This is a genomic window from Paenibacillus camelliae, from assembly GCF_023715345.1.
In the GTDB taxonomy this organism is placed as follows: Bacteria; Bacillota; Bacilli; order Paenibacillales; family Paenibacillaceae; genus Pristimantibacillus; species Pristimantibacillus camelliae.
This window is the reverse complement of sequence record NZ_JAMBNY010000013.1, coordinates 1-21394: the sequence shown is the minus strand read 5'-3', so window position 1 is coordinate 21394 and position 21394 is coordinate 1. Positions and strand designations below refer to the sequence as shown.

22 protein-coding genes are annotated in these 21394 nt (G+C 42.0%); 14 read left to right on the top strand and 8 right to left on the bottom strand.

What is annotated here, in order from left to right; all coding sequences use genetic code 11:
* Window positions 1–122: 122 nt before the first annotated feature.
* From M3180_RS17530 to M3180_RS17500, 7 genes are all read left to right on the top strand, one after another.
* Entirely contained in the window at window positions 123–1052 is a 930-nt protein-coding gene (locus M3180_RS17530; RefSeq protein WP_251669875.1) for a glycoside hydrolase family 43 protein, read from the top strand.
* Window positions 1053–1077: 25 nt separating this feature from the next.
* The gene (locus M3180_RS17525) at window positions 1078–2883 is read left to right on the top strand and encodes a glycoside hydrolase family 43 protein (protein ID WP_251669872.1); all 1806 of its coding nucleotides are present in this window, start codon (window positions 1078–1080) and stop codon (window positions 2881–2883) included.
* A gap of 306 nt (window positions 2884–3189) precedes the next feature.
* Window positions 3190–3633 (top strand): hypothetical protein, encoded by a 444-nt coding sequence (locus M3180_RS17520; protein ID WP_251669870.1) that lies wholly within the window; start codon window positions 3190–3192, stop codon window positions 3631–3633.
* 1 nt (window position 3634) lies between these two features.
* The gene (locus M3180_RS17515) at window positions 3635–3859 is read left to right on the top strand and encodes a helix-turn-helix transcriptional regulator (RefSeq protein WP_251669868.1); all 225 of its coding nucleotides are present in this window, start codon (window positions 3635–3637) and stop codon (window positions 3857–3859) included.
* Between the two features lie 33 nt (window positions 3860–3892).
* Window positions 3893–4615 (top strand): DUF4386 domain-containing protein, encoded by a 723-nt coding sequence (locus M3180_RS17510; RefSeq protein ID WP_251669866.1) that lies wholly within the window; start codon window positions 3893–3895, stop codon window positions 4613–4615.
* A gap of 45 nt (window positions 4616–4660) precedes the next feature.
* Window positions 4661–7030, top strand: coding sequence for a winged helix-turn-helix domain-containing protein (locus M3180_RS17505; protein ID WP_251669865.1), 2370 nt, complete (start codon window positions 4661–4663; stop codon window positions 7028–7030).
* 86 nt (window positions 7031–7116) lie between these two features.
* Window positions 7117–7767, top strand: a complete 651-nt coding sequence (locus tag M3180_RS17500; RefSeq protein ID WP_251669862.1) for a DUF4386 domain-containing protein — start codon at window positions 7117–7119, stop codon at window positions 7765–7767.
* Window positions 7768–7875: 108 nt separating this feature from the next.
* Here the strand turns inward: M3180_RS17500 and M3180_RS17495 are convergent, their stop codons facing one another.
* Window positions 7876–8268 carry a VOC family protein gene (locus M3180_RS17495; RefSeq protein ID WP_251669860.1) on the bottom strand — a complete coding sequence of 131 codons (393 nt, stop codon included), beginning with the start codon at window positions 8266–8268 and terminating at the stop codon, window positions 7876–7878.
* Between the two features lie 251 nt (window positions 8269–8519).
* Between M3180_RS17495 and M3180_RS17490 the strand changes: the two genes are divergently transcribed.
* Complete coding sequence (locus M3180_RS17490; RefSeq protein WP_251669858.1) at window positions 8520–9461, top strand: CAP domain-containing protein; 942 nt, start codon at window positions 8520–8522, stop codon at window positions 9459–9461.
* Between the two features lie 125 nt (window positions 9462–9586).
* Here the strand turns inward: M3180_RS17490 and M3180_RS17485 are convergent, their stop codons facing one another.
* Entirely contained in the window at window positions 9587–10858 is a 1272-nt protein-coding gene (locus tag M3180_RS17485; protein ID WP_251669856.1) for a methyl-accepting chemotaxis protein, read from the bottom strand.
* Between the two features lie 241 nt (window positions 10859–11099).
* Between M3180_RS17485 and M3180_RS17480 the strand changes: the two genes are divergently transcribed.
* Complete coding sequence (locus M3180_RS17480) at window positions 11100–11507, top strand: O-methyltransferase (RefSeq protein WP_251669854.1); 408 nt, start codon at window positions 11100–11102, stop codon at window positions 11505–11507.
* On the opposite strand, the gene M3180_RS17475 is transcribed toward M3180_RS17480, so the two are convergent.
* Window positions 11495–11689, bottom strand: coding sequence for a hypothetical protein (locus M3180_RS17475; protein ID WP_251669852.1), 195 nt, complete (start codon window positions 11687–11689; stop codon window positions 11495–11497). The genes M3180_RS17480 and M3180_RS17475 overlap by 13 nt on opposite strands.
* 119 nt (window positions 11690–11808) lie before the next feature.
* Between M3180_RS17475 and M3180_RS17470 the strand changes: the two genes are divergently transcribed.
* Window positions 11809–12021, top strand: a complete 213-nt coding sequence (locus tag M3180_RS17470; protein WP_251669851.1) for an alpha/beta-type small acid-soluble spore protein — start codon at window positions 11809–11811, stop codon at window positions 12019–12021.
* A gap of 87 nt (window positions 12022–12108) precedes the next feature.
* Here the strand turns inward: M3180_RS17470 and M3180_RS17465 are convergent, their stop codons facing one another.
* From M3180_RS17465 to M3180_RS17455, 3 genes are all read right to left on the bottom strand, one after another.
* Complete coding sequence (locus M3180_RS17465) at window positions 12109–13110, bottom strand: metal-dependent hydrolase (RefSeq protein ID WP_251669850.1); 1002 nt, start codon at window positions 13108–13110, stop codon at window positions 12109–12111.
* Window positions 13111–13265: 155 nt separating this feature from the next.
* The gene (gene gerQ / locus M3180_RS17460; RefSeq protein ID WP_432806954.1) at window positions 13266–13688 is read right to left on the bottom strand and encodes a spore coat protein GerQ; all 423 of its coding nucleotides are present in this window, start codon (window positions 13686–13688) and stop codon (window positions 13266–13268) included.
* A gap of 99 nt (window positions 13689–13787) precedes the next feature.
* On the bottom strand, window positions 13788–14210 hold the full coding sequence (locus M3180_RS17455) for a cell wall hydrolase (protein WP_251669848.1): 423 nt from the start codon (window positions 14208–14210) through the stop codon (window positions 13788–13790).
* 253 nt (window positions 14211–14463) lie between these two features.
* Here M3180_RS17455 and cyoE point away from each other — a divergent pair, with 253 nt between their 5' ends.
* Both cyoE and M3180_RS17445 read left to right on the top strand, forming a co-directional pair.
* Entirely contained in the window at window positions 14464–15321 is an 858-nt protein-coding gene (cyoE, locus tag M3180_RS17450; RefSeq protein WP_251669847.1) for a heme o synthase, read from the top strand.
* A gap of 22 nt (window positions 15322–15343) precedes the next feature.
* Window positions 15344–15973 (top strand): SCO family protein, encoded by a 630-nt coding sequence (locus M3180_RS17445; protein ID WP_251669846.1) that lies wholly within the window; start codon window positions 15344–15346, stop codon window positions 15971–15973.
* Here M3180_RS17445 and M3180_RS17440 read toward each other — a convergent pair.
* Entirely contained in the window at window positions 15970–16338 is a 369-nt protein-coding gene (locus tag M3180_RS17440; protein ID WP_251669844.1) for a toprim domain-containing protein, read from the bottom strand. The genes M3180_RS17445 and M3180_RS17440 overlap by 4 nt on opposite strands.
* A gap of 964 nt (window positions 16339–17302) precedes the next feature.
* A complete protein-coding gene (locus M3180_RS17435; RefSeq protein ID WP_251669842.1) occupies window positions 17303–18487 on the bottom strand; it encodes an MFS transporter in 1185 nt (394 codons plus the stop codon).
* Between the two features lie 100 nt (window positions 18488–18587).
* On the opposite strand from M3180_RS17435, the gene M3180_RS17430 reads away from it, so the two are divergent.
* Window positions 18588–19088 carry a hypothetical protein gene (locus M3180_RS17430; RefSeq protein WP_251669840.1) on the top strand — a complete coding sequence of 167 codons (501 nt, stop codon included), beginning with the start codon at window positions 18588–18590 and terminating at the stop codon, window positions 19086–19088.
* Between the two features lie 22 nt (window positions 19089–19110).
* On the top strand, window positions 19111–21231 hold the full coding sequence (locus tag M3180_RS17425; protein ID WP_251669838.1) for a peptidoglycan D,D-transpeptidase FtsI family protein: 2121 nt from the start codon (window positions 19111–19113) through the stop codon (window positions 21229–21231).
* Window positions 21232–21394 lie beyond the last annotated feature (163 nt).

Below are 21394 nucleotides of genomic sequence, written 5' to 3'. Positions count from 1 at the left end.
GCCAGTATGGAGGAGACGATCCCTCTATACTGGCTTTCTTTTTATTGAATAAATACAATTTTATTGAAATGAAATCGGTTTCAGTTTAGAATAAAGTTAAGAAAGAGAGGAGGAAATAGAGCATGAGCAATATTATTGTTGAGCAGCGAGCTGATCCTTGGGTATACCTGCACACGGATGGCTACTACTATTTCACAGCTTCTGTACCTGAGTATGATCGCATTGAGCTGCGAAGATCAAGTAGCTTAGAGGGCCTAAAGGATGCTGAGCCCGTAGATATATGGCTAAAACATGAAAGCGGTGTCATGGGTGGCTTAGTATGGGCGCCTGAGCTTCATTATATCGATAATAAATGGTATGTCTACTTTGCAGCAGGCCATTCAGACGCAATATTTGCGCAAAGAATTTATGTACTAGAGAATGCATCAGCGAATCCGTTACAAGGGGAGTGGGTAGAAAAGGGGCAGGTGACGACTGATTGGGAGTCCTTCTCCTTAGACGCTACGACCTTTGAGACTGGTGGTAACCGATATCTAGTATGGGCTCAGGAAGACGCTTCGATGGGTAGAGGCACTAATTTATACATCGCTCAGATGAGCAATCCATGGACCCTTCAAAGCAAGCAGGTCCTGATCGTAAAACCAGATCAGCCATGGGAAAGAATCGGCCACAATGTTGTAGAAGGGCCTGCTGTACTTCAGCGCAACGGTAAAATCTTTATTACATATTCAGCAAGCGCTACAGATCATAACTATGCGATGGGCATCATATCTGCAGATGCTTCAAGTGATCTGCTTCATCCAGATTCATGGATCAAAGCAGAAGGGCCAGTATTCCGTTCACATGAAGAGACACAGCAATATGGACCAGGTCATAATAGCTTTACAACGACTCTTGATGGCAGCAAGGATATTCTCATTTATCATGCTCGGCCTTATAAGGAAATTGACGGTGAGCCGCTGTTTGATCCTAACCGCCACGCAAGAGCTCAAGCATTTACTTGGAATGCGGATGGCACACCTTACTTCGGTTATCCAGGAAAGTTCATCTAATTTGTACACTGGAGGGAAATTGGCGATGTCTACGATTTATGGTGGTTATTTGCTCGCACATTTTATTGGAGAGCAACCAGATGGGGAGCAAGTGTATTTTTCTTATAGTGAGGATGGCTTACATTGGAAGGACCTTAACGGTGGTCAGCCAGTGCTACGCTCTGATTTAGGTGAAAAAGGGGTGAGAGATCCATTCATTATTCGCTCGCCGCTAGATCATCATTTTTATATCATTGCTACAGATCTGCGAATCGCTAGTGGCAAAGGCTGGGGTGCTGCAGTAACCGAGGGCAGCAGAGACATTATCGTATGGAAGTCCGCTGATTTGGTCAATTGGTCTAAGCCTTGGGCTGTTACGGTTGGAATCGATGGAGCTGGCTGTGTGTGGGCACCCGAAGCGATCTATGATGAAGAGGCACAAGATTTTCTTGTATTCTGGGCATCAGCGACGGAAGGCTTAGATAGCTCAGAGCGTAAGCACAAAATATATAGTGCACGAACGAAAGACTTTGTTCATTTTAGCAGCGCAGAGCTATATATCGAGCGAGATAATCATATTATTGACACGACGATCATTGCCCACGAAGGAAGCTATTATCGTCTATCCAAGGATGAGACTACGAAAAATATTACGCTTGAAAAAGGTAATAGCTTACATAAAGACGCGTTCACTGCTGTAACTGCTCCGAATTTAGAGAAAATATATGGTGTTGAAGGGCCACAAATCTTCAAGCTTAACGATCGTGAGGAATGGTGTTTAATTATCGATCGCTTTGCAGAAGGCAAAGGGTATCTTCCACTGCTGACGACGGATTTGGACAGTGGTGAATTCCGGGTCGTGGAGGAAGGTGATTTTGATCTTGGGGCGAGCAAAAAACGGCACGGCAGTGTCATTCCGATTACGATTGACGAGTGTGCGCAGCTGCTAGCCGCATATGGCGATGGACATCAGGTGCTGCCCGGTCAATATGCCGATCCAGACCTTGCGAAGTTTGGAGACCGCTACTATCTGTATCCGACATCTGATGGCTTTACTGGCTGGTCAGGTACTGAGTTTCATGTATTTTCATCAGATGACCTCCGTATATGGAAGGATGAAGGTGTCATTGTAGATTTACTGTCACCTGACGTTCCATGGGCAGTGGGCAACGCATGGGCGCCTGCCATTGCTGAGAAGAACGGGAGCTACTATTTTTATTTCTGTGGGAAAATGGCTAACGGCGTGAGCGCGATTGGTGTTGCTGTTGCACCGGCGCCTATCGGTCCATTTACTGCTATGCCTGAGCCGCTTCTTACGATGGAGCAGATGAAGCGTCTATCGATTAAGATGGGTCAAACGATTGATCCAGCAGTTTATAGGGAGGAAGATGGCACCTCCTATCTATTGTTTGGCAATGGAGATGGTGCTATCGTGCAGCTAGGCAGCGATATGGTCAGTGTCGTTGAGGAAACGATGGCTAATATAGAAGGTCTACATGATTTCAGAGAGGCCGTTACGGTTCTTAAGCGAGGAGGCTTGTATCATTTTACATGGTCCTGCGACGATACAGGCAGTGAGAATTATCATGTTAACTACGGTACGTCGAAGCACCTCTATGGTCCAGTTACCTATCATTACCCAGTGCTCATGAAGAACGCTGAAAAAGGTATGCTTGGTACCGGTCACCATTCGATTATGCAAGAGCCTGGCAAGGATGAATACTGGATGGCGTATCATCGATTTGTCACGCCTTTATCTCGCTTTACAGAAGGAAAAGGCTATCATCGCGAGGTTTGTATTGACCGCATTACCTTTGGTGAGGATGGTCTAATGCAGCCGATAACGCTTTAGATGGTGACTACAGCATATGAGATCACAAGAGCCTGACGGAATTTTACTGTTAACACGAACTTAGCCTTGAACTCACTATAGGACGAAAAACGACCCACTGAGGTCGTTTTTTTCGTTTAGCTCAACTTTATCGATCGCTTGAATTCGCCCGCAAGGGCTCCTTTTCATTCATTTACTAATTTATGTTCACGATCGTATGTAAAGAAAATCATACAATGTGTAAAATAAACTTGACATAGTGTATGGAATATATTACATTTTGTATAACAGAATTTACTTATTAACCTTGTAAAGGTGGAATGGTGCATGACGTATCAAGAAAAGAAAAGTATTGTATCAATGTTCAGCTCAATCCTTATTTTCGTAGTCTATTGCTTGTACATGTATCCGAAATATCCAGGGGGGGAACTATCTTCAGAAGCTTTACGTTATTGGGGGTCATTTGTCCTAATCTTAACCGTGGTAACGATCATCGCGCACATCATCATTAGTATTATTTTTAACATCATTTTTAGGATGACAACTGGTGAGAAGGAACCGACATTTGCGGATGAGCTCGATAAACTGATTGAGATGAAGGCCAATCGAATCTCGTTTTTTATGTTTATCATCGGCTTTCTACTAGCGATGGGAACACTGGTTATGAATGAGCAGCTGCAGACGATGTTTATCATCCTCATTATCGCAGGGTTCATCTCTGACGTGATCGGTTCTGTTATGAAGCTTTATTACTACAGGAAAGGAGTCTAAGATGGGTAAACACCTTGTTGGAAATCATATTAGAAGATTACGATTTAATCAGGACGAAATGACGCAGCAGCAATTGGCCGACTTGGTGGGCGTAACAAGACAAACAATCGTGGCGCTTGAGAAGGGAAACTATTCCCCATCTCTGGAATTGGCCTTTCGCATTGCTCGAGTGTTCAATTTGCCTCTAGAGGAAGTGTTTTTTTACGAGGACAGTGCTAAGGAGTAAGTAATGGCTCTTGAAAACAAAGGAGGCAACAATATGTATACGAGCAATACGGCTTCAAAAATGGTAGGGTTCTTCTTCATACTTGCTGCGGTTTCGGCTATCGTTGGCCTATTATTGTACGACCCGATTCTAAACAGCCCAAGCTATTTCGTAGATGGTTCAGCACATGGCAATCAGGTCGTATGGGGAGCCATAATGGAGCTTGTTCTTGTCTGTTCGGCTATCGGCACTTCAATTACGATGTTTCCCTTGTTAAGGAAATACAATGAAAGCTTAGCTCTTGGGCATGTGTGTTTTAGATTTCTTGAGGCTGTTATCATTTTAATCGGTATTATTAGTGTGCTTTCCCTTCTATCCTTAAGTCGGGCGTATACGTCAGGTATTGTCACAGATACTATTTCATTGGAAGCTACGGGGGTACTATTAAAAGCAATTCATGAATGGACATTTATGCTTGGTCCAAACTTTATGCTCGGCATTAATACGATGCTATACAGTTATATTTTCTACAAATCAGGGCTTGTCCCAAAATTTATACCGATTCTAGGCATGACAGGGGCGTCGCTTGTATTCATTGCAGCTTTGTTAGAGATGTTTGGTGTTATTTCACAGATTTCAGTGTGGGGGGTTATGCTTGCACTTCCAGTAGCGGCTAATGAAATGATCCTTGCCGTTTGGCTCATTATTAAAGGCTTTAACACCACCGCATTCAGAGTTAACAATAATAAGCAAATATCTGCTGGAAAGATGATATAATTCACCCAGGAAGTCATTACTATTTATCGTGAAGCGGGTGAAGTAATGGTAGCACCTCTAATCGCTACGAAGCTTAATGTCCCTAGGCTTAGACCTGATACAGTAATACGCCAACGTTTGATTGGTCTGCTTGATCAAGGGCTGCATCGAAAATTAACCTTGATATCGGGTTCTACAGGGTATGGGAAAACTACATTAGTAAGCGATTGGCTTAGCAAATGTCATCGTCAAGTGGCATGGCTTTCACTAGATGAAAGAGATAATGAAATTGCTGGCTTTTTGGCTTACCTTGTTGCAGCAATGCGTAACCATATATCTTATCACGAATGGTATGTCACAGATTTAATCCAATCTCCTCAGTCACCACCGCTCCCTTCTATAATCTCAGTTCTAATCAATGATATATCGCGACTAGCAATACCTATCGTACTTGTACTTGATGATTACCATGTGATTCACGCTAAGTCTATTCATGACGCCGTATCCATGCTGCTAGAGCATATGCCCTCGAACTTGCATATTGTGATCTTAACACGTGAAGAACCAGAATTATATTTGACGACCATGCGGGTTAAGAACGAAGTCAATGACATCGGCGTCATGGATTTGCGATTTAATGATGAGGAGATAGCCTCTTATTTGAATGATATGATGAAATTAAATCTGACTAAGGAATCCGTCGTTATGCTTGAAAAACGTACGGAAGGATGGATTGCAGGGCTGCAAATGGCTGCTCTTTCCATGCAGGGTCAACAAGCTGAGCATTCAGAGCCATTGCCGCCATTATCTTTAGTTAATCAACATGTTCTGCTCGATTATCTCTTCAATGAGGTATTGCTTAGACAAACAGAATCTATGCAGAAGTTTTTACTATATACTTCGATTCTTGATCGATTTTGCGGATCGCTATGTGATGCCGTGATGCTTGAGCAAAGCTCTGTCTCGGGAGAAGAGGTACTGCTGAAGCTCGAAAACGCTAATCTATTTATTGTTGCGTTGGATAATGAACAACAATGGTATCGATATCATCATCTTTTTGCAGAATTGCTCACTCGTCAGCTACAGAAGCGGGCTCGGTTGGGAGAGCTGGAGGATGTTGCTTTAATGCATCATCGTGCAAGCGTATGGTATGAGAAGAATGGTCTTAACCTAGAAGCCTTCCGTCACGCGGTAGCTGCTAATGATATAGAAAGGGCTGCTCGTCTCGTCGAAGGGAACGGTATGCCGCTGCATCTTCAAGGTGAGGTTACGCCTGTGCTGAACTGGCTAGAGTCTTTACCGGAGAAGGAATTGAATGCAAGGCCGTCGTTATGGGTGATGTATGCTTCGGCACTACTGATGGCTGGCAGACCAACAGAGGTTGAATCTAAGCTGCTGGCAGCAGAGGCTGCATTGGCGGTAATTAATATGGATGCAAGCGTTAATAACTTGCTAGGTATAATCGCAACTACGCGCGCAGCAGTTGCGGCTATTGCGAGCTCTGGACCGCCTGAATTGAGGCTGATCGTAGCAGAAGATGAACTACTTTCGACGGATTCCATTGACAAAACGAATGAGCTTGTTGGACAAATTGTTCCTGCACATAACAAAAACAAGCGGGACAATCATCAAGTAGATATCGTAATTGCACAATGCGGTCTTGCTCTAAAGTATCTTGATTCTAGCTTGCTGCCAGTGCGTATTACGGCACTTTGGCTGCTTGGTGATGCTCACCAGCATCGCAACAATCTTGTGGAGGCGAAACAAGCTTTCATCGAGGTACTGACCGTTAGCCGTAAAATAGGAGGCAATATCATTGAAGTGCAAGCCTATGTTGGCCTCGGAAATTTAGAAGAACAGGAAGGACAACTACATAGTGCAGAGCAGTACTATAGCAGAGCATTGCTAGAGCACGGTGATAAGCCTTTGGCTGCGATATGTGAAGCATATATAGGTTTGGCAAGAATTAGTTATGCATGGGACGATCAAGAATCCTCGATGAAATATGTACAGAAGAGCCTTCAATTGGCGAAACAAGCAGATAACAAGGATATGATTGTTTCGTGTAAACTTATGATTGCTCGAATTACGCTATTACAGCAGGGGGCTTCAGACGCAATGGATTACATTGACGCTATCAAAAAATATGTTCGCGCACATAGACTCTTGAACCGGTTAGCAGATATTGAAGAGTTTGAAAAAATAGCGTTACTTTATAAAAGAAATGTACCAGATTATATCGAGCCTTTAACGACACGAGAGCTTGAAGTACTGCAGCTGATTGCTCTCGGATACTCGAATCAAGAGATTGGAGATAGGCTATATTTAGCGCTCGATACAGTGAAGGGTCACAATAGACGTATTTTTGCCAAGCTACACGTAGAACGACGTACAGAAGCGGTTGCGACCGCCCGCAAGCTAGGCTGGATTGAATAAATCGAACTCAACACTTTAGTGTCTATTCATCTTTTTCCACTACGGATATGCTGAAAGTAGATCCATAGTTGAAAGGAGAATGCATAGTGATCACTAGAACGAATGAGAGGATAATCGGCGTTTTATTCCTGATTGCAACTGCATCGTATATGATCGGTAGCACGCTGATCGAAGCTAATCTTACTTCTTCTGATTATTTGTCTCATATCTACTCGAATCGTACTGAAATTTATATTGGTCTGTTACTTGAGTTTATGAATTCCGCTGTAGTTGTAGGTATAGCCATGCTATTATTTCCATTGTTGAGACATCACAAGGAATCGATCGCGATTGGCTATTTAAGCTCAAGAATTATAGAGTCGGTACTTCTTATCGTAGGGATAATCAGCCCACTCGTTCTACTAACTTTAAGTGAGACCTTTAATACAGCGGATGGTACGAATTGGGAAAGCTATTCCGTCATCGGAGAATTGCTTATTAAAGGTCAAGAGATGACTTTTGAATTGGCAATGCTCGCTCTTGGCATAGGAAGTGTAATGATCTGTTACTTGATGTATCGAAAGAAACTGATTCCACGACCTCTATCCTTGCTAGGGATTGTCGGTTATGCTTCGCTTTTCGCTAGCAGCTGCTTATCGATCATTGGAGTTGACCCGGGAATTGTTTTATTTATTCCTGGTGGAATATTTGAGATTGGTTTTCCCATCTGGCTAATTGTTAAAGGATTCAACAAGTGAAATTGCAAAGAGGCCCGATCTTGAGGATTGGGCCTCTTTACGTGCATAGGCTTGAGAAGGGATATCAAGCTGTTAGTCTATAAATTTGACTCTCGGTACCTACGTATTCTATGGCAGGTTCAATTGCCAAGATACCCCGAATTTATCGTTCACCCAAGCAAATTTTTTACTAAAACCATAGTTGTCCATCGGCATAAGTAGCTTTCCGCCAGAAGATAACTGCGTATAAAGCTGCTCTAATTCTTCTTCTGTATCGCATACGACGAAGATAGAGAAGGAAGGCGTAAATGTGAATTGATGTTTTACATGGCTGTCAATGCACATAAATGATTGTCCTTTTAATGTAAAAGTTGCTTGCATCACACTGCCTTCGGTTCCATTTTCATTTGGTCCGTAACGAGTAATGCTTGTTATAGCTGAATCCTCAATCACAGAAGTGTAAAAATTCATAGCTTCCTCTGCAGTTCCTTCAAACATTAAAAAAGGCATAACGTTCTTCACGTAGTTTTCAGCTCCTAAGTTGGTTTAATTGAGTTCTAATTCACAGGTTTATTATAGATGAATGTATTTTAATAATACAAGCCAGCCAATAAGTTAAGCGCTTTCATTTTTATATTGGTAAATTTTATTGCATGCTAAGTGAATTTTGCTTTGCTAGGATGAAAATGTAGGTAGTTCGGTACCAATGCCTAAGGCTAATGTCGGCATCCAAAGCTGATAGAAAATTTACTAACATATTCTAGGAGGTACTTATGAAGAAGAATACATTCAAACGAGGTGTGGCTGTACTTGCAGCTACAACACTTATTGCAACTTCAGGTTTAACTGTTTCTGCAAATAGTCAAGCAAAAAAGGAAGATACGTTTAGCTTCCCACAACAATCTCTAATTATTCAAAAAATTAATGAGAAGCTAGGTTTATTCTCGAAAGAATCAAAAATGACTGTACAATTAGGTCCATGGAAGCTTTATTTCTTAAGTGGACAGTTTTCTCTAGAGTACGCTCAGCCAGCAGCACCAACTGCACAGCCAACGAAGGCACCAACAGCGGCACCGACTGCACAGCCAACAAAGGCACCAACAGCAGCACCAACTGCACAGCCAACGAAGGCACCAACAGCGGCACCGACTGCACAGCCTACGAAGGCACCAACAGCAGCACCGACTGCACAGCCAACAAAGGCACCAACAGCAGCACCGACTGCACAGCCAACAAAGGCACCAACAGCAGCACCGACTGCACAGCCAACAAAGGCACCAACAGCAGCACCGACTGCACAGCCTACTCAAGCTCCGACAGCAAAACCTAGCACTAACCCAGTCGTTGCTACGGAAGCTCAGCAGGAAATTCTTTCTCTTGTTAACAAAGAAAGAGCAGCAGCAGGACTTTCTGCGCTTGAGCTAGATACGAAGCTTAATGAAGTAGCGACAGAGAAGGCACGTGATATGGCAGTAAATAACTACTTCAGCCATACTTCACCGACTTACGGATCTCCTTTTGACATGTTAAGTGAATTTGGCGTTTCTTATCGTACTGCAGGTGAAAATATTGCTTATGGACAAACATCTGAAGAGCAAGTAATGAACGATTGGATGAACAGCCCAGGACACCGTGCGAATATCTTAAATGCTAATTACACAAAGCTTGGTGTAGGCTATGTTCAAGGTAAATGGGTACAACTCTTTATTGGCTAAGTATAAGCACTGATTGAACATTACTTTACCCCATATTAAATTAATAAGCTAAATAAAGTAGGGCCTGCCCAAAGTCAATCGAATGACTTTTTGGACAGGCCCTTTATTACATATTCTGAAGCATATTATTTTAATTTAAATACTTGGATTGTCCGTTGAAGCTGAGTTGCCATATTTAACATCTTTTCTGTTTCTTCAACGACTGCTTGTACGGATGGAATTTGTTCGTTCATGGATGCAGATACTTGCTCAGTTCCTGCCGCAGATTGCTCTGTAATGGCAGAGATGTTTTGAATGGCAGATGAAATATGCTTAGCGCTCTCTAGCATATTATCACTTTCTTGTGAAAATTGATAAATTTGCTCTCCGATAAATTGAATACTTTCAACGATCTGATTGAAGATTTCTTCTGTCTGACGAATATGCTCCGCTTGCATACTAACAACTTCTTCATTAAGCTTCATATTCTCAATTGTGTTCTGAATCCCTTTATCTATGCTCTTAACAAGATTGAATACCTCTTTCGTGGAGGACGTAGATTCTTCAGCAAGCTTTCTAACCTCCTGAGCAACAACGGCAAAGCCTCGGCCGTGCTCACCTGCACGAGCAGCTTCGATGGAAGCATTCAAGGATAACAGATTCGTTTGCTCAGCGATCTCAGAAATCGCCTTCGTCATCGCACTAATACCTTTTGCGTTTTCTGCCAGCTCCTTGATCGTGCTCGCCACTTGCTCTGTTGCTTCTATATTTCTGCTCATGCCCTCACTTTGATTCTCTAGAGCAATTCTACCGCGATTAACAAGCTCTATCGTCTGTTCTGAGCGTACGTTCATTTCTTTCGTTGCTACTGCATAATTAGAAACCTTTTGTTCGATTTCGTTAATCGACTCGGTCATCCCAGAAACATCCTCAGAGATGACATTAGCACCAGTTGCAAGCTCGTTTGCCGAAACTGCGACCTGCTCCATCGTTTGTTTAATGCTATTATTTTTTTCGAAAATGCTACGGCTCGTTTCAGATACATGCTTTGTAATGTTCATTGTTTCAGATAAAAGTTCTCTTAGCTTTTGAACCATGCTGTTGAATGTATGACCTAATTCACCTGCATTTGTCGCGTCAGTATCGATGGTTTGCGTAAAATCCCCTTTAGATATACGATTGGCAGCACTTTGAATTTCATGAAAGGAAGCCGTGATTGCATGTTCTGTAACAAGAACGATTGGGTAAGCGATACCATAAGCAACTGCAGCAATGATAATGATTGGAGTAGTATATTCACCAACAATGAAAGAAAACACTAGCGCAAAAATTGTCAAAATGGAAAGATTGGTGTATGTAACAAACATAATCTTGCTTTTTACGGATAATGAATTAAACCATTGCGTTATTTTCTCCATATGAAAGCGCTCCTTTTTCGATATTATCCATATTATAGCACCACTTTTTAGTTCGGTCTATGACAGAAATGGGTAATAATTCTTATTGAATTATAAGAAAATACTGCGTGAGATACAGTTGCATTGCGTGGTTACGGGTATTTTATACGTGGTTTACGGAAAAAATTGCGGTGAATTAACGTAGAATATTCGCTATATTTGATACATACCGACATAATTTAGTGAAGAAAGGAGCTTTTTGATGAAGGAAATTTCATTAGCAAGACAAATCGACTTTGTTTTCAGGCAGCTAGAGAATGAGCTGACAGGAGCGTGCGCTGGGACTGTATTACTACAAATCCGTAATAACACGATTGGTAAATTTGGGGTAAAGCATCATCCCATTTACCTAAAGAACAATGAAATTGAGGCAGAGCAAGAAGGGTTAACGAGAGATCAGGTGGAAAGCTTTCGCAGCTTAGCGATTGAGGCCTTGAAGCTGAAGCGTAATTGGACTCACGGTGAAATATTATATGACTTCTCTGTTAGACCTAACCGAAAGGGATGGTCGGCAAGCGTGTTATATGAGTCCAATTACAATATGTCGACTTGGAATAATAGCATGACCACTTTTAGTCCGCGTAAAAGCTTAATTGATTATTCCTCTTGAGATTCAGGCTTTACATTCCTCTTATTGTAACGTTTACGAACCACAAACCCCACCCCTATTGTAGCAACCGCTAACAATCCCCAAATCATTACCCAAACCATACTGTGAGCAATTGAAATCGACATTGCACTTAAAAACAATATTCCAATCGTTGCAAAAATCAAAGCTAAATATTTAGGCATTTTTAATTTCTCCTTAAAAAAAATGAATTCATCGTGTATAGTAATTGTTTTCGTGCACATAATATGTTTGCAAGCTTGCAAATGAAATTATGCGAAGAGGTCGAAAGGAGACTTACATCATGGCAAACAGAAGCAATCAATTAATCGTTCCACAAGCACAACAAGCTTTGAACCAAATGAAAATGGAAGCTGCTCAGGAGTTGGGTGTTCAACTATCTCCAGAAGGATATAACGGTAACCTAACGACTCGTGAAGCAGGATCTGTCGGTGGATATATTACTAAAAAGCTAGTTCAAATCGCAGAACAACAACTGTCCGGCGGTCAACGTTAATATTTTTACCACATTATTAAGTGAGAGCTCAAGGGAAACCTTGAGCTCTTTTTATTATATCTATTTACTACGTTTGATCAATGACTGCTAAGATGGAGATGGATTGAGCTTAGCCTCCTGATACAAACGCTTATACAGCTTACGATCATTCAGCCAGCCCACATATGAAGCGATAGGCTGCTGTTGATGATTATAAAATACAATGGCTACGAATGGATACTGCTTACGATAGCGATACCTGGCATCGCACCAGCGTACTTCTGTACCCCAGTCATGGGTCGTTACGTTGGCGACTGTATGATAGGAAAAATCAAGCAGTGCCGCAACAGATGGGTGTGATTTTGATTGCTCGATTAAAGGATGTTCATCAGATGAAACAGTTTCAAGCCAATTGATTTGGCCTTTAATGTAGCTGCCTAGCTCGTAGCTTCCATCAGCTCGCTTTAGCATGAGATGCCAATAGCGAAAGCGAACGGTTGGCATAACCGTTAATGTGTCGTCATCTGGCAGAGACATTTTCCGTGAGACGGTTACGTCAATCCATCGATGATAGATCGTTCTCACTACATAATATAGGAACAGACAAGCATATAGCGTAGGGAAAACAACGACAGGCTCTGCCATTCCAGTAATCCATAAAAGCACTGCAATAACATGTGTTATAAAAATAAATGGATCAAAGATATGGATAATGTTCCATGAGATCCACTTTTTCGAAAAAGGTCTCAATGCCTGTGTACCATAAGTATTAAACAAGTCCATAAACACATGTAAGCTCACTGCGAGAAATATCCAGCCTAATAAATGAAGAAGGCCAGAAGGTTTTGGAACAAATAAGTACAATAGAGCTGTAAGTATAACTGTCCAAAACATAATAGCAGGAATCGAATGTGAAAAGCCTCGATGCTGACGAATATAGGTTTCATTATTTTTTAGCCGAGTAATGGTGTCAAAGTCTGGAGCTTGTGAACCAGCAATTACTCCAATCATTATTACGGTTACTAATGCAGGATCGGTTTGAACGAGAGGATCAAGCTGCGACAAGCCTGCTAAGCCGACGCCAATTACAAAATGTGATGCAGAATCCACTGAGTAGCCTCCTAATCAATAATGTCCTCATCAGTATTAACCAAGCTTACCACTCCATAATCATTCAATAAAGCATAACGCTGCCTGAAAACATGAAAAAGCTATGAATTCTCTCCTCTAATGAAAAGAGAAATCATAGCACAAAGGATTTTTAATTATAATGGTGGCGTCTCTGGGGTTACAATTTGACCATGGAACGGATACTCATAATTAATCGGCTCATCGAACGTTACATAGTCAAGATTCAGCATAAGTAACAGGTGACGCTGTCCAGTTCTCGGATCACTAATAATAATATGATCGCGACCAGCTGCCTCGATAATACCTACGAAAATTTTTGCATTCCATTGTGAGTTGTTCTCATATGTCATATAAAACGTACCGACTTTTCCGCGGTTTAGACGTAAAATATTTTCTACATAGGATTCCTCAAATTGTGGCTGCTGTGTCACGACTGTCTCACCCATTGGTGTAACCATTGCTCCGCTCGGTACTGATGGTGGTGGAGTCATTGCGCTGGTTGGAACGAATTGAGCAGGAGTCATCGCACTAGTTGGAACGTACTGAGGAGCAGCCATCGCATCTCGATAGAATGGTGCATAATTCTGAGGGTAATAATAAGATTGATCAAAATAACTCATTACATGTAACTTCCCTTCATTAATAAAATAATAATGTTAATACACGCTAGGACAGTTTTGAGGGGTAGGATGAAAAAAGCAATGACTCTTGAATCTGCCACTGTTCGGTTGGTCATACCAAGTGCTAGGGCAGCTTCCACTAGGCCGGAAAAACCATAGCGCGAAGGTTGCAGGATGGGTTCGTTCTCCACCAATTGCTCGCCTTGCAAGTCGAATCTCACTTTCACGAGCTCTCTGATAAAAGTAACCCTTTTGCGTTGCTTCGAAGCCGCCTGGACTTTGATAAACCATGTCGGGGATCGAGCGAATATTTCGGAAATCAAGACATTCCCCAAGCACTCGATTTACACCAACATTACCTACCATAAGCATGCCTAATTCACCTTCACCCTCTGCTTCTGCTCGCATCAATCGAGCAAGCATTCGGGTATGCTCTGTATTAGCTTTAATGACAGCCATGATATAGTCAATCAGCTCCTTATTTAGTTTTTAGGCGCAAGACTATACGGTATACTATGGAACTAGGCACTCATGTGTGACAATGATTTTGGGATGGATATGTGACATTGTTTTTGTCACATTTGAATGACGAATTAATGAACAATAATAGTGAACATTGTCACAAGCTTTATTTTTCGGTATGATTAGTTACGGTTCATCAAGATGGATAATCGCAAATATAGTGTGTTGCGTAAAGCGGGAGGATTAGCAAGTGTTAAAAGATCTAATAAGTTTAACGAAGCCCAACCTGTTGCGACTGAACATTTTTGCTGCATTTGCAGGCTACTGGATCGCTTCAAAGTGGACTTTTGATTGGGTATTATTAATTTGGATGCTAATCGGCAGTACCTTAACGATGGCTTCTGCAACGGTCATCAACAACTATTATGACCGCGAGCTTGATATGAAGATGGAACGCACACGAAATCGTACGTTGCCATCTCAACGAATGAAGCCAGCGCATGTATTGATATATGGCATAATACTTGGGGTTGTCGGATTAACTGTATTATTTACGCAAGTCAACGTAATTAGCGGTATACTTGGAGTGATAGGCTGGATCGCATACATTGTTATTTACACAATGTGGTTAAAACGCACCTCTACTTGGAGCACCTCGGTTGGTGGTATATCTGGAGCAATGCCTCCTGTTATTGGGTATTGTGCAGTGACCTCTGAATTTGATATGGGTGCATTTTTGTTGTTTGCGTTTTTATTCTTATGGCAGCCTGCACACTTTTGGTCGCTTGCTATCCGGAGAGTGGAGGAGTATCGAGCTGCAGGTTTTCCATTGCTTCCCGTAGTAAAAGGGGTTAAGCGAACGAAGATTCAAATGATACCGTATCTCGTACTGCTTTTGGTCACCGTAATTTTACTATATACTTATAATTTGGCTGGCATGTTTTATCTCATTGTCTCTACTGTTCTTACCGTTATCTGGATAATTCATACATTAACTGGTTTCACAGCTAAAGACGATGACAAATGGGCGAAAACAAACTTTCTTATTTCAGTGAACTACTTAATGATTGTATTTATTATGTTAATTATCAATACTACAAAGCTGTAGCTCTGAAAGGGGAAAAAGAGACATGGCATTCTTAAAGAAGTATGCTTTTCAAATTGCTTTAGTTTGTTTGATTTTATTAATGGGTGGCTATTTGCTGTACATGTATGTGTTAAAGCCTGAAGCTCCACTTACAGTAAAGCAGGCGGCACCGAGCTTTTCTCTAACTGACATCGATGGCAATGAAGTTAGCCTAGAATCGACAAATGGTAAAAATAGAATTGTTTACTTCTACTTTGCGAGCTGTCCTGATGTATGTCCACCGACAACCTATTTGCTAGGTGAAGTACAGGATATATTAAGGGAAAAAGGGGAGCTTGGAGAGAAGGTCGAGCTCATCTCGATTACGTTTGATCCAGAAACGGACACACCTGAAGTGATTCGAGATTTTGCAGAACGTACAGGTGCAGAGTTTGATTCATGGAAGTTTTTACGTGCACAGGATAAAGAAGAATCCATTGAGCTAGCACGCGAATTTGGTGTAGCAGTCATCTATGACGAGCAGAACAAAACATTCTATCATAGCAATATTATTTCCCTTGTTGATGAGGATGGAAATATCCGCGAATGGATCAATGGCTCGCCTAATCTCGAAGCGGGAGATCCTGAGTTGACAGCGGAAGATATTTACAAACAATTAAAGAAGCTGTACTAAAATTCATCTTTATGCCAGCTTGAAGCAGGATTAGCAGGGAATATGACAAATTCCTCTAGTCCTGCTTTTTCTAATTGCCCAGCTAAATAATCAAGCGGCGTTCCTTCTACGCCTTTGTAGCCTCGTTTGGTATAGATGTGAGTAGCGTCTGGAAACAGCTCTCTTAGCAGTCCACGAATACGCCGTCCAGAGGAATCATTGTCCGTGAATATAAATACTTCGTCATGACGAAGCTCATAAGCAATCGACTGCAGCTGTTTGTTACCTGGTGTACCAAACGTACAAACAATATGGATTTCATTATCCAATACTTGCTGCAGCTTACTGCGATCATTCTTACCTTCAACGATGATGGATATTCTCATGATAGCTTACCTCCGTAGCATGAACTGAAGCTTAGTTTACCACGGTTGAACGATAAATAAAAACAGAGCTGTAAACCTAACAGCTCTGTAAAATGCGCTTCATAATCGACGCCGAATCTGCTATTTAAGTTACATCGTAATCAAAGTCGTACTTTTAACCTACCCAATAAAATAAAGGTTCAAAAGCTAGGCTTTCAGTACCAAGAAGCTTGGACGTTAGTAGAGACCGAAGAGCGCAGCGTACGTTATTGGTACGTGAGCACTGTAGGGTTCGCTAGCGTTCAAGATTCGATGCCGAATATGCTATTTAAGTTACATCGTAATCAAAGTCGTACTTTTAACCTACCCCTTAAAATGAAGGTTCAAAAGTTCGGCTTTCAGCGCTCCGCTTGACCATCTCTACGCTCGAACCTTCCTGCGGAAGGAGGGTCGCTTTAGAGATGGTAAGCTTCGCTGGGGTTAGTAGAAAATAAGTAGCGCAGCGTACGATGTTGGTACGTGAGCAACGGAGTTTTCGCTAGCGTTCAAGATTCGATGCCGAATATGCTAATTAAGTTACATCGTAATCAAAGCCGTACTTTTGAACCCACCCATTAAAATCAGGGTTCAAAAGCTAGGCTTTCAGTACCGAGAAGCTTGGACGTTAGTAGAGACCGAAGAGCGCAGCGTACGTTATTGGTACGTGAGCACTGTAGGGTTCGCTAGCGTTCAAGATTCGACGCCGAATCTGCTATCAAAAGTTACATCGTAATCAAAGTCGTACTTTTAACCTACCCCTTAAAATGAAGGTTCAAAAGTTCGGCTTTCAGTACCAAGAAGACGGAGTGCTAGTAGAAATCGAGTAGCGCAGCGTACGTACTTGGTACGTGAGCAACGGAAATTTCGGTAGCGCTCCGTATTCGATGCCGAATCTGCTATCTAAAGTTACATCGTAATCAAAGCCGTACTTTTGAACCAACCTATCCTATATAGGTAGGGTGAGTTTAGGTGGAGTACGCTCAGGCAACGCATTAAACGCAAGAGCAACTGCGAGAATGACAAACGCAATAAAGTATGGCGAGATAAAATCTCTTAAGTGACCGGCAAGAAACGGTCCAAGAAATGCGCCAATGGATGAGGCAATGGCGAGCATAGAGAATGTACGTCCATAGCGCTCACCATCACTTACTTGAATAAGCCAATGGGATAATGCAGGGAACACAATGCCTTTGCACATACCAATGAGCAGCAATAACAGCATAAAAGGAATCGATAGATTCGATGCAAGTAAAAAATACAGCACGGCTAACGCAATGGTGCCTAATATCGTTCTGTAGGCTGGATTATACTTGTTAATAAACAGCATACATAACGTTATTAAAGATCCAATACTAATGACGGTAAATAATAGGCCAGTAGTCATAATTGAGCCATTATTTTGCACCATTAATGGCAGTTCAAACGTTAATATACCTAGAGCACAGCTTAAACCTATTGGAATCATGAAAATTTTCCACGATAGTGAAGTTGATTTTAAGGTATCGCCACTTTGTTCTATGGTATGATGATTAGGTGAAGAAATTTCAGGCTGAGCGTTTTGATTTGCTTTGCTAACAGGTGCAATTTTACTTTCTTTAATGAAAAACATTGCTAATATCGCAGTGATGATTAGGATCCAGCCTAATATATAAAAAGCGGCTGTAAAACCGAGTTTAGCAACTAGAAAAGCACCAGCGGCAGGTGACACAACGGAGGCAAGTGTATGAACCAATCCGTTGCCGGCCATTAATTTTCCTTGCTCGCTTATATCTGTGCTTAATCTCGCTAACAATGATAGACATGCAGGTGATAGAAACGCGAGCACAAATCCTGCGATAGAGCGAAGCAGAAGCAGCTGCCAAGGGTTCGTAACGTATGCTTGGAATAATAGAATTGCACCAGCTAATAGTAGGCTGATTACGATAAATGGGCGGCTGCCAAAGCGATCCACATATACGCTGGCCATCAAATTACCGGGCAAATGAGTAATGGAGTATAAGCCCATCATTAATCCGATAAAGGATGGAGCAGCACCTAAGCTGATAGCAAATGGTGTCAGGATCGGGTACTGAGCGTGCAAATCAAAAAATGCAATGAATAGAAATAAGTAAAGCCATAATGCGGTTTTCACAGGCATATGCCTCCTTCTAGCATAGTACTAATACTTGTACGCATGATGAGGACAACTTATGTCTACTATTCATTTGGTGTAGATTAAAAGGGGGATGAACATGAGCTTTTTAGATTTTTCGAGTTACGATTGGGAAACATGGTTAACATTTATTCAAGAAAAATGGTACGTTTTAGTCATTGGGCTAATTATCGTGCTTATCGTCATTAACGTTGTCAAAACAGTTGCCAAATGGGGGCTTATCCTGCTCATCGTGCTGGGACTGATTATGTATAGCGGTTATAGTCTTGATGATGTCAAACAAATTGGTACAGAGCTTGTTACATCTGGTATTGAAGAGCTGAAGGAAATCGGAAGTAAGGTTGCAGATAATGTTAAGCAGGATGCGCTTGACGCAATGGTTGAGGAAGCGAAAACCGCATCCTATGAAGCAGGTGAAGGTGGTGCCTTTACAATTACTACGACTTCGCTCGTTGTTAAAGGTCAATCTGGAAGTGATGAGGTTTCCATCTCGGTAAAGGGTGCTCCGGCATTTAAGGTGAAGAGCAATGACGTTATTGCTGATTTCATTGCTCAAGCTCAAAAAAACAGCAATAAGTAACATGCAAGGAAGGTGAACGAGGATGCAGGATGATCCAAAGCAAAGAGAAATTAATCGACGAAAGCAATTTTCATTTCGTCTGAATATATTTTTCTTTATATTGTTTGCAGTGTTTAGCGTGCTGATCGTTCGCTTAGCAGTGCTTCAGTTTGTAGAGGGACCGCAATTAAGTGCAGCGGGAAGTAAAAAGTCAGAAAAACACGATCCTATCGCTCCAATTCGAGGCAATATCTATGACGTGAATGGTAATCCCATAGCATACTCCTCCTCCACACAATCGTTGTACTATAACATTCAACCAACGATTCGAGGAGGCAGGAGCTCTACGGATCAAGCAGTAGAGATGGCTGAAAAGCTCGCAAAGGTTTTTGAAACCTATGGTGATGAAAAGAACATGATGACGAAAGAGGATATCATTCGTCAGATGGATTTAGAGTACAGACGGAATTATATATCTACTCCTCGAAGAATTAAAACAGGGCTAACGAATGAAGAGCTTGCTTACATCATGGAGAATCAATCAGAGTTCGTCGGTGTGAATATTCATGAAGAAAGTGTTCGCCATTATTCTGAGGATACTGTTGCCGTTCAGCTCGTTGGTTATCTGAAAAAATATAGTGGTGCACGAAATTCTTATGAGTTTTATGCCGAAAAGATGGAAGAAACGAATCCAATCTATAAATACCTTGAGCAAGAAGAGGTTGGCTTCGATGGGATAGAATATATGTATCAGGACGTCTTACGCGGTACGAATGGATTGAAGTCTTACCCTGTAAACAGCGCTGGAGCGATAACAGGTGAGATCACGATAACGAATCCAGAAAAAGGCGCTGATCTGTATCTGACCATTGATAAGGATCTGCAGCTTCATACAGAAAACTCCATTATGGCTCATTTGGAAAAAATTCAAAACTCACCATTTCCATATGAACGAGCACCATATGCAAAAACTGGCTTCGCCGTTGCAATGGAAGTGGAAACAGGCAAGATCGTAGCGATGGCAAGTATGCCAGATTATGATTCTAACATATGGGCAGGAGGAAGTATCAGTCCAGAGGATTATGATAATTTCCTGCACGTCCTCAATAACGGAACGATACGTACCGTTTACGGACCGTACTCCGATGAGGAGAGACCAGGTCATCCGTCCTCAATTGTTAACCTTGGTTCGACAATAAAACCGCTGACCGTGCTCATTGGCTTGAATGAAGGATTATTTACAACATCGACGTATTATAACGATACCGGGCGTTTCACGTACGGTAAGGCAGGACATGAGGCGTATATCCGGAACGCAGGGAATAAATCACTTGGTAAAATTGATGGTGCGCTAGCGATTGCCAAATCCTCGAACCCATTTATGGCTGCTATGATCGGTGATCGACTATACAAGCGTGGTTCTGTCAATGGAAAGTCAAGCCTTGAAATATGGGATAGCTATATGAAGCAGTTCGGACTTGGCGTATCGACAGAGAGCGGATTAGCATATGAAAGCGCAGGAGTAATTGATTATTTCTCAGAGGCTGAGCGAGGCAGTCCACAATCTGCATTAGTCTATGCATCTTTTGGGCAGCAAGGGAAGTATACGACGCTCCAGTTGGCGCAATATACTGCGATGCTTGCTAATCGTGGAAAACGGTTGAAGCCACAGTTTGTCAATGAGATTCGTTCTTCTACAGGAGAATTGCTTGAAAGCTTTGAGCCTGTCGTCTTGAACGAGGTTGACATTCCTGATGAGTACTGGAAAGAGATCGAGACGGGAATGTCTCAAGTAAAAGGGCAAGGCTTTGATGGCTTTGGTCATAGCTATAATAGTAAAACAGGTACATCAGAGCAGGATGTGAAAGGACGCGTAGCTGAGAATGCGGTATTTATCGCTTATGCACCAGCAGATAAACCGAAGCTGGCAGTCGCAGTCGTTGTGCCTGATGGTGGCTTCGGAGGCTGGGGAGCAGCACCGATTGGACGCCAAATCTTTGACGCGTACGATGCAGTGTTTGGCTTAAGAGATAAACCGAATGATGCTCTATATGAGAAATTGTTTGGTAAGAGCAGAACAGGCACGAACGATAGCACAACTGAGACCGAAGGTGCCGATAGTGATGTAGAGCAAGATAATGAAGATAATGTTCAAGCTGAATAAATAGAGCCAAAAAGTATATGAGCAAGCATGGAAGTTTGAACTGCCCCCTGTCAAGTAGACAGTGGAAATAGTAAAAGAGACATTAAGCGGCTCGAGTCCTGAATTCTAATGGGCTCAGGCCGCTTAATCGTTTTTGATACCTATGGTGATTGTAGAAATGAAT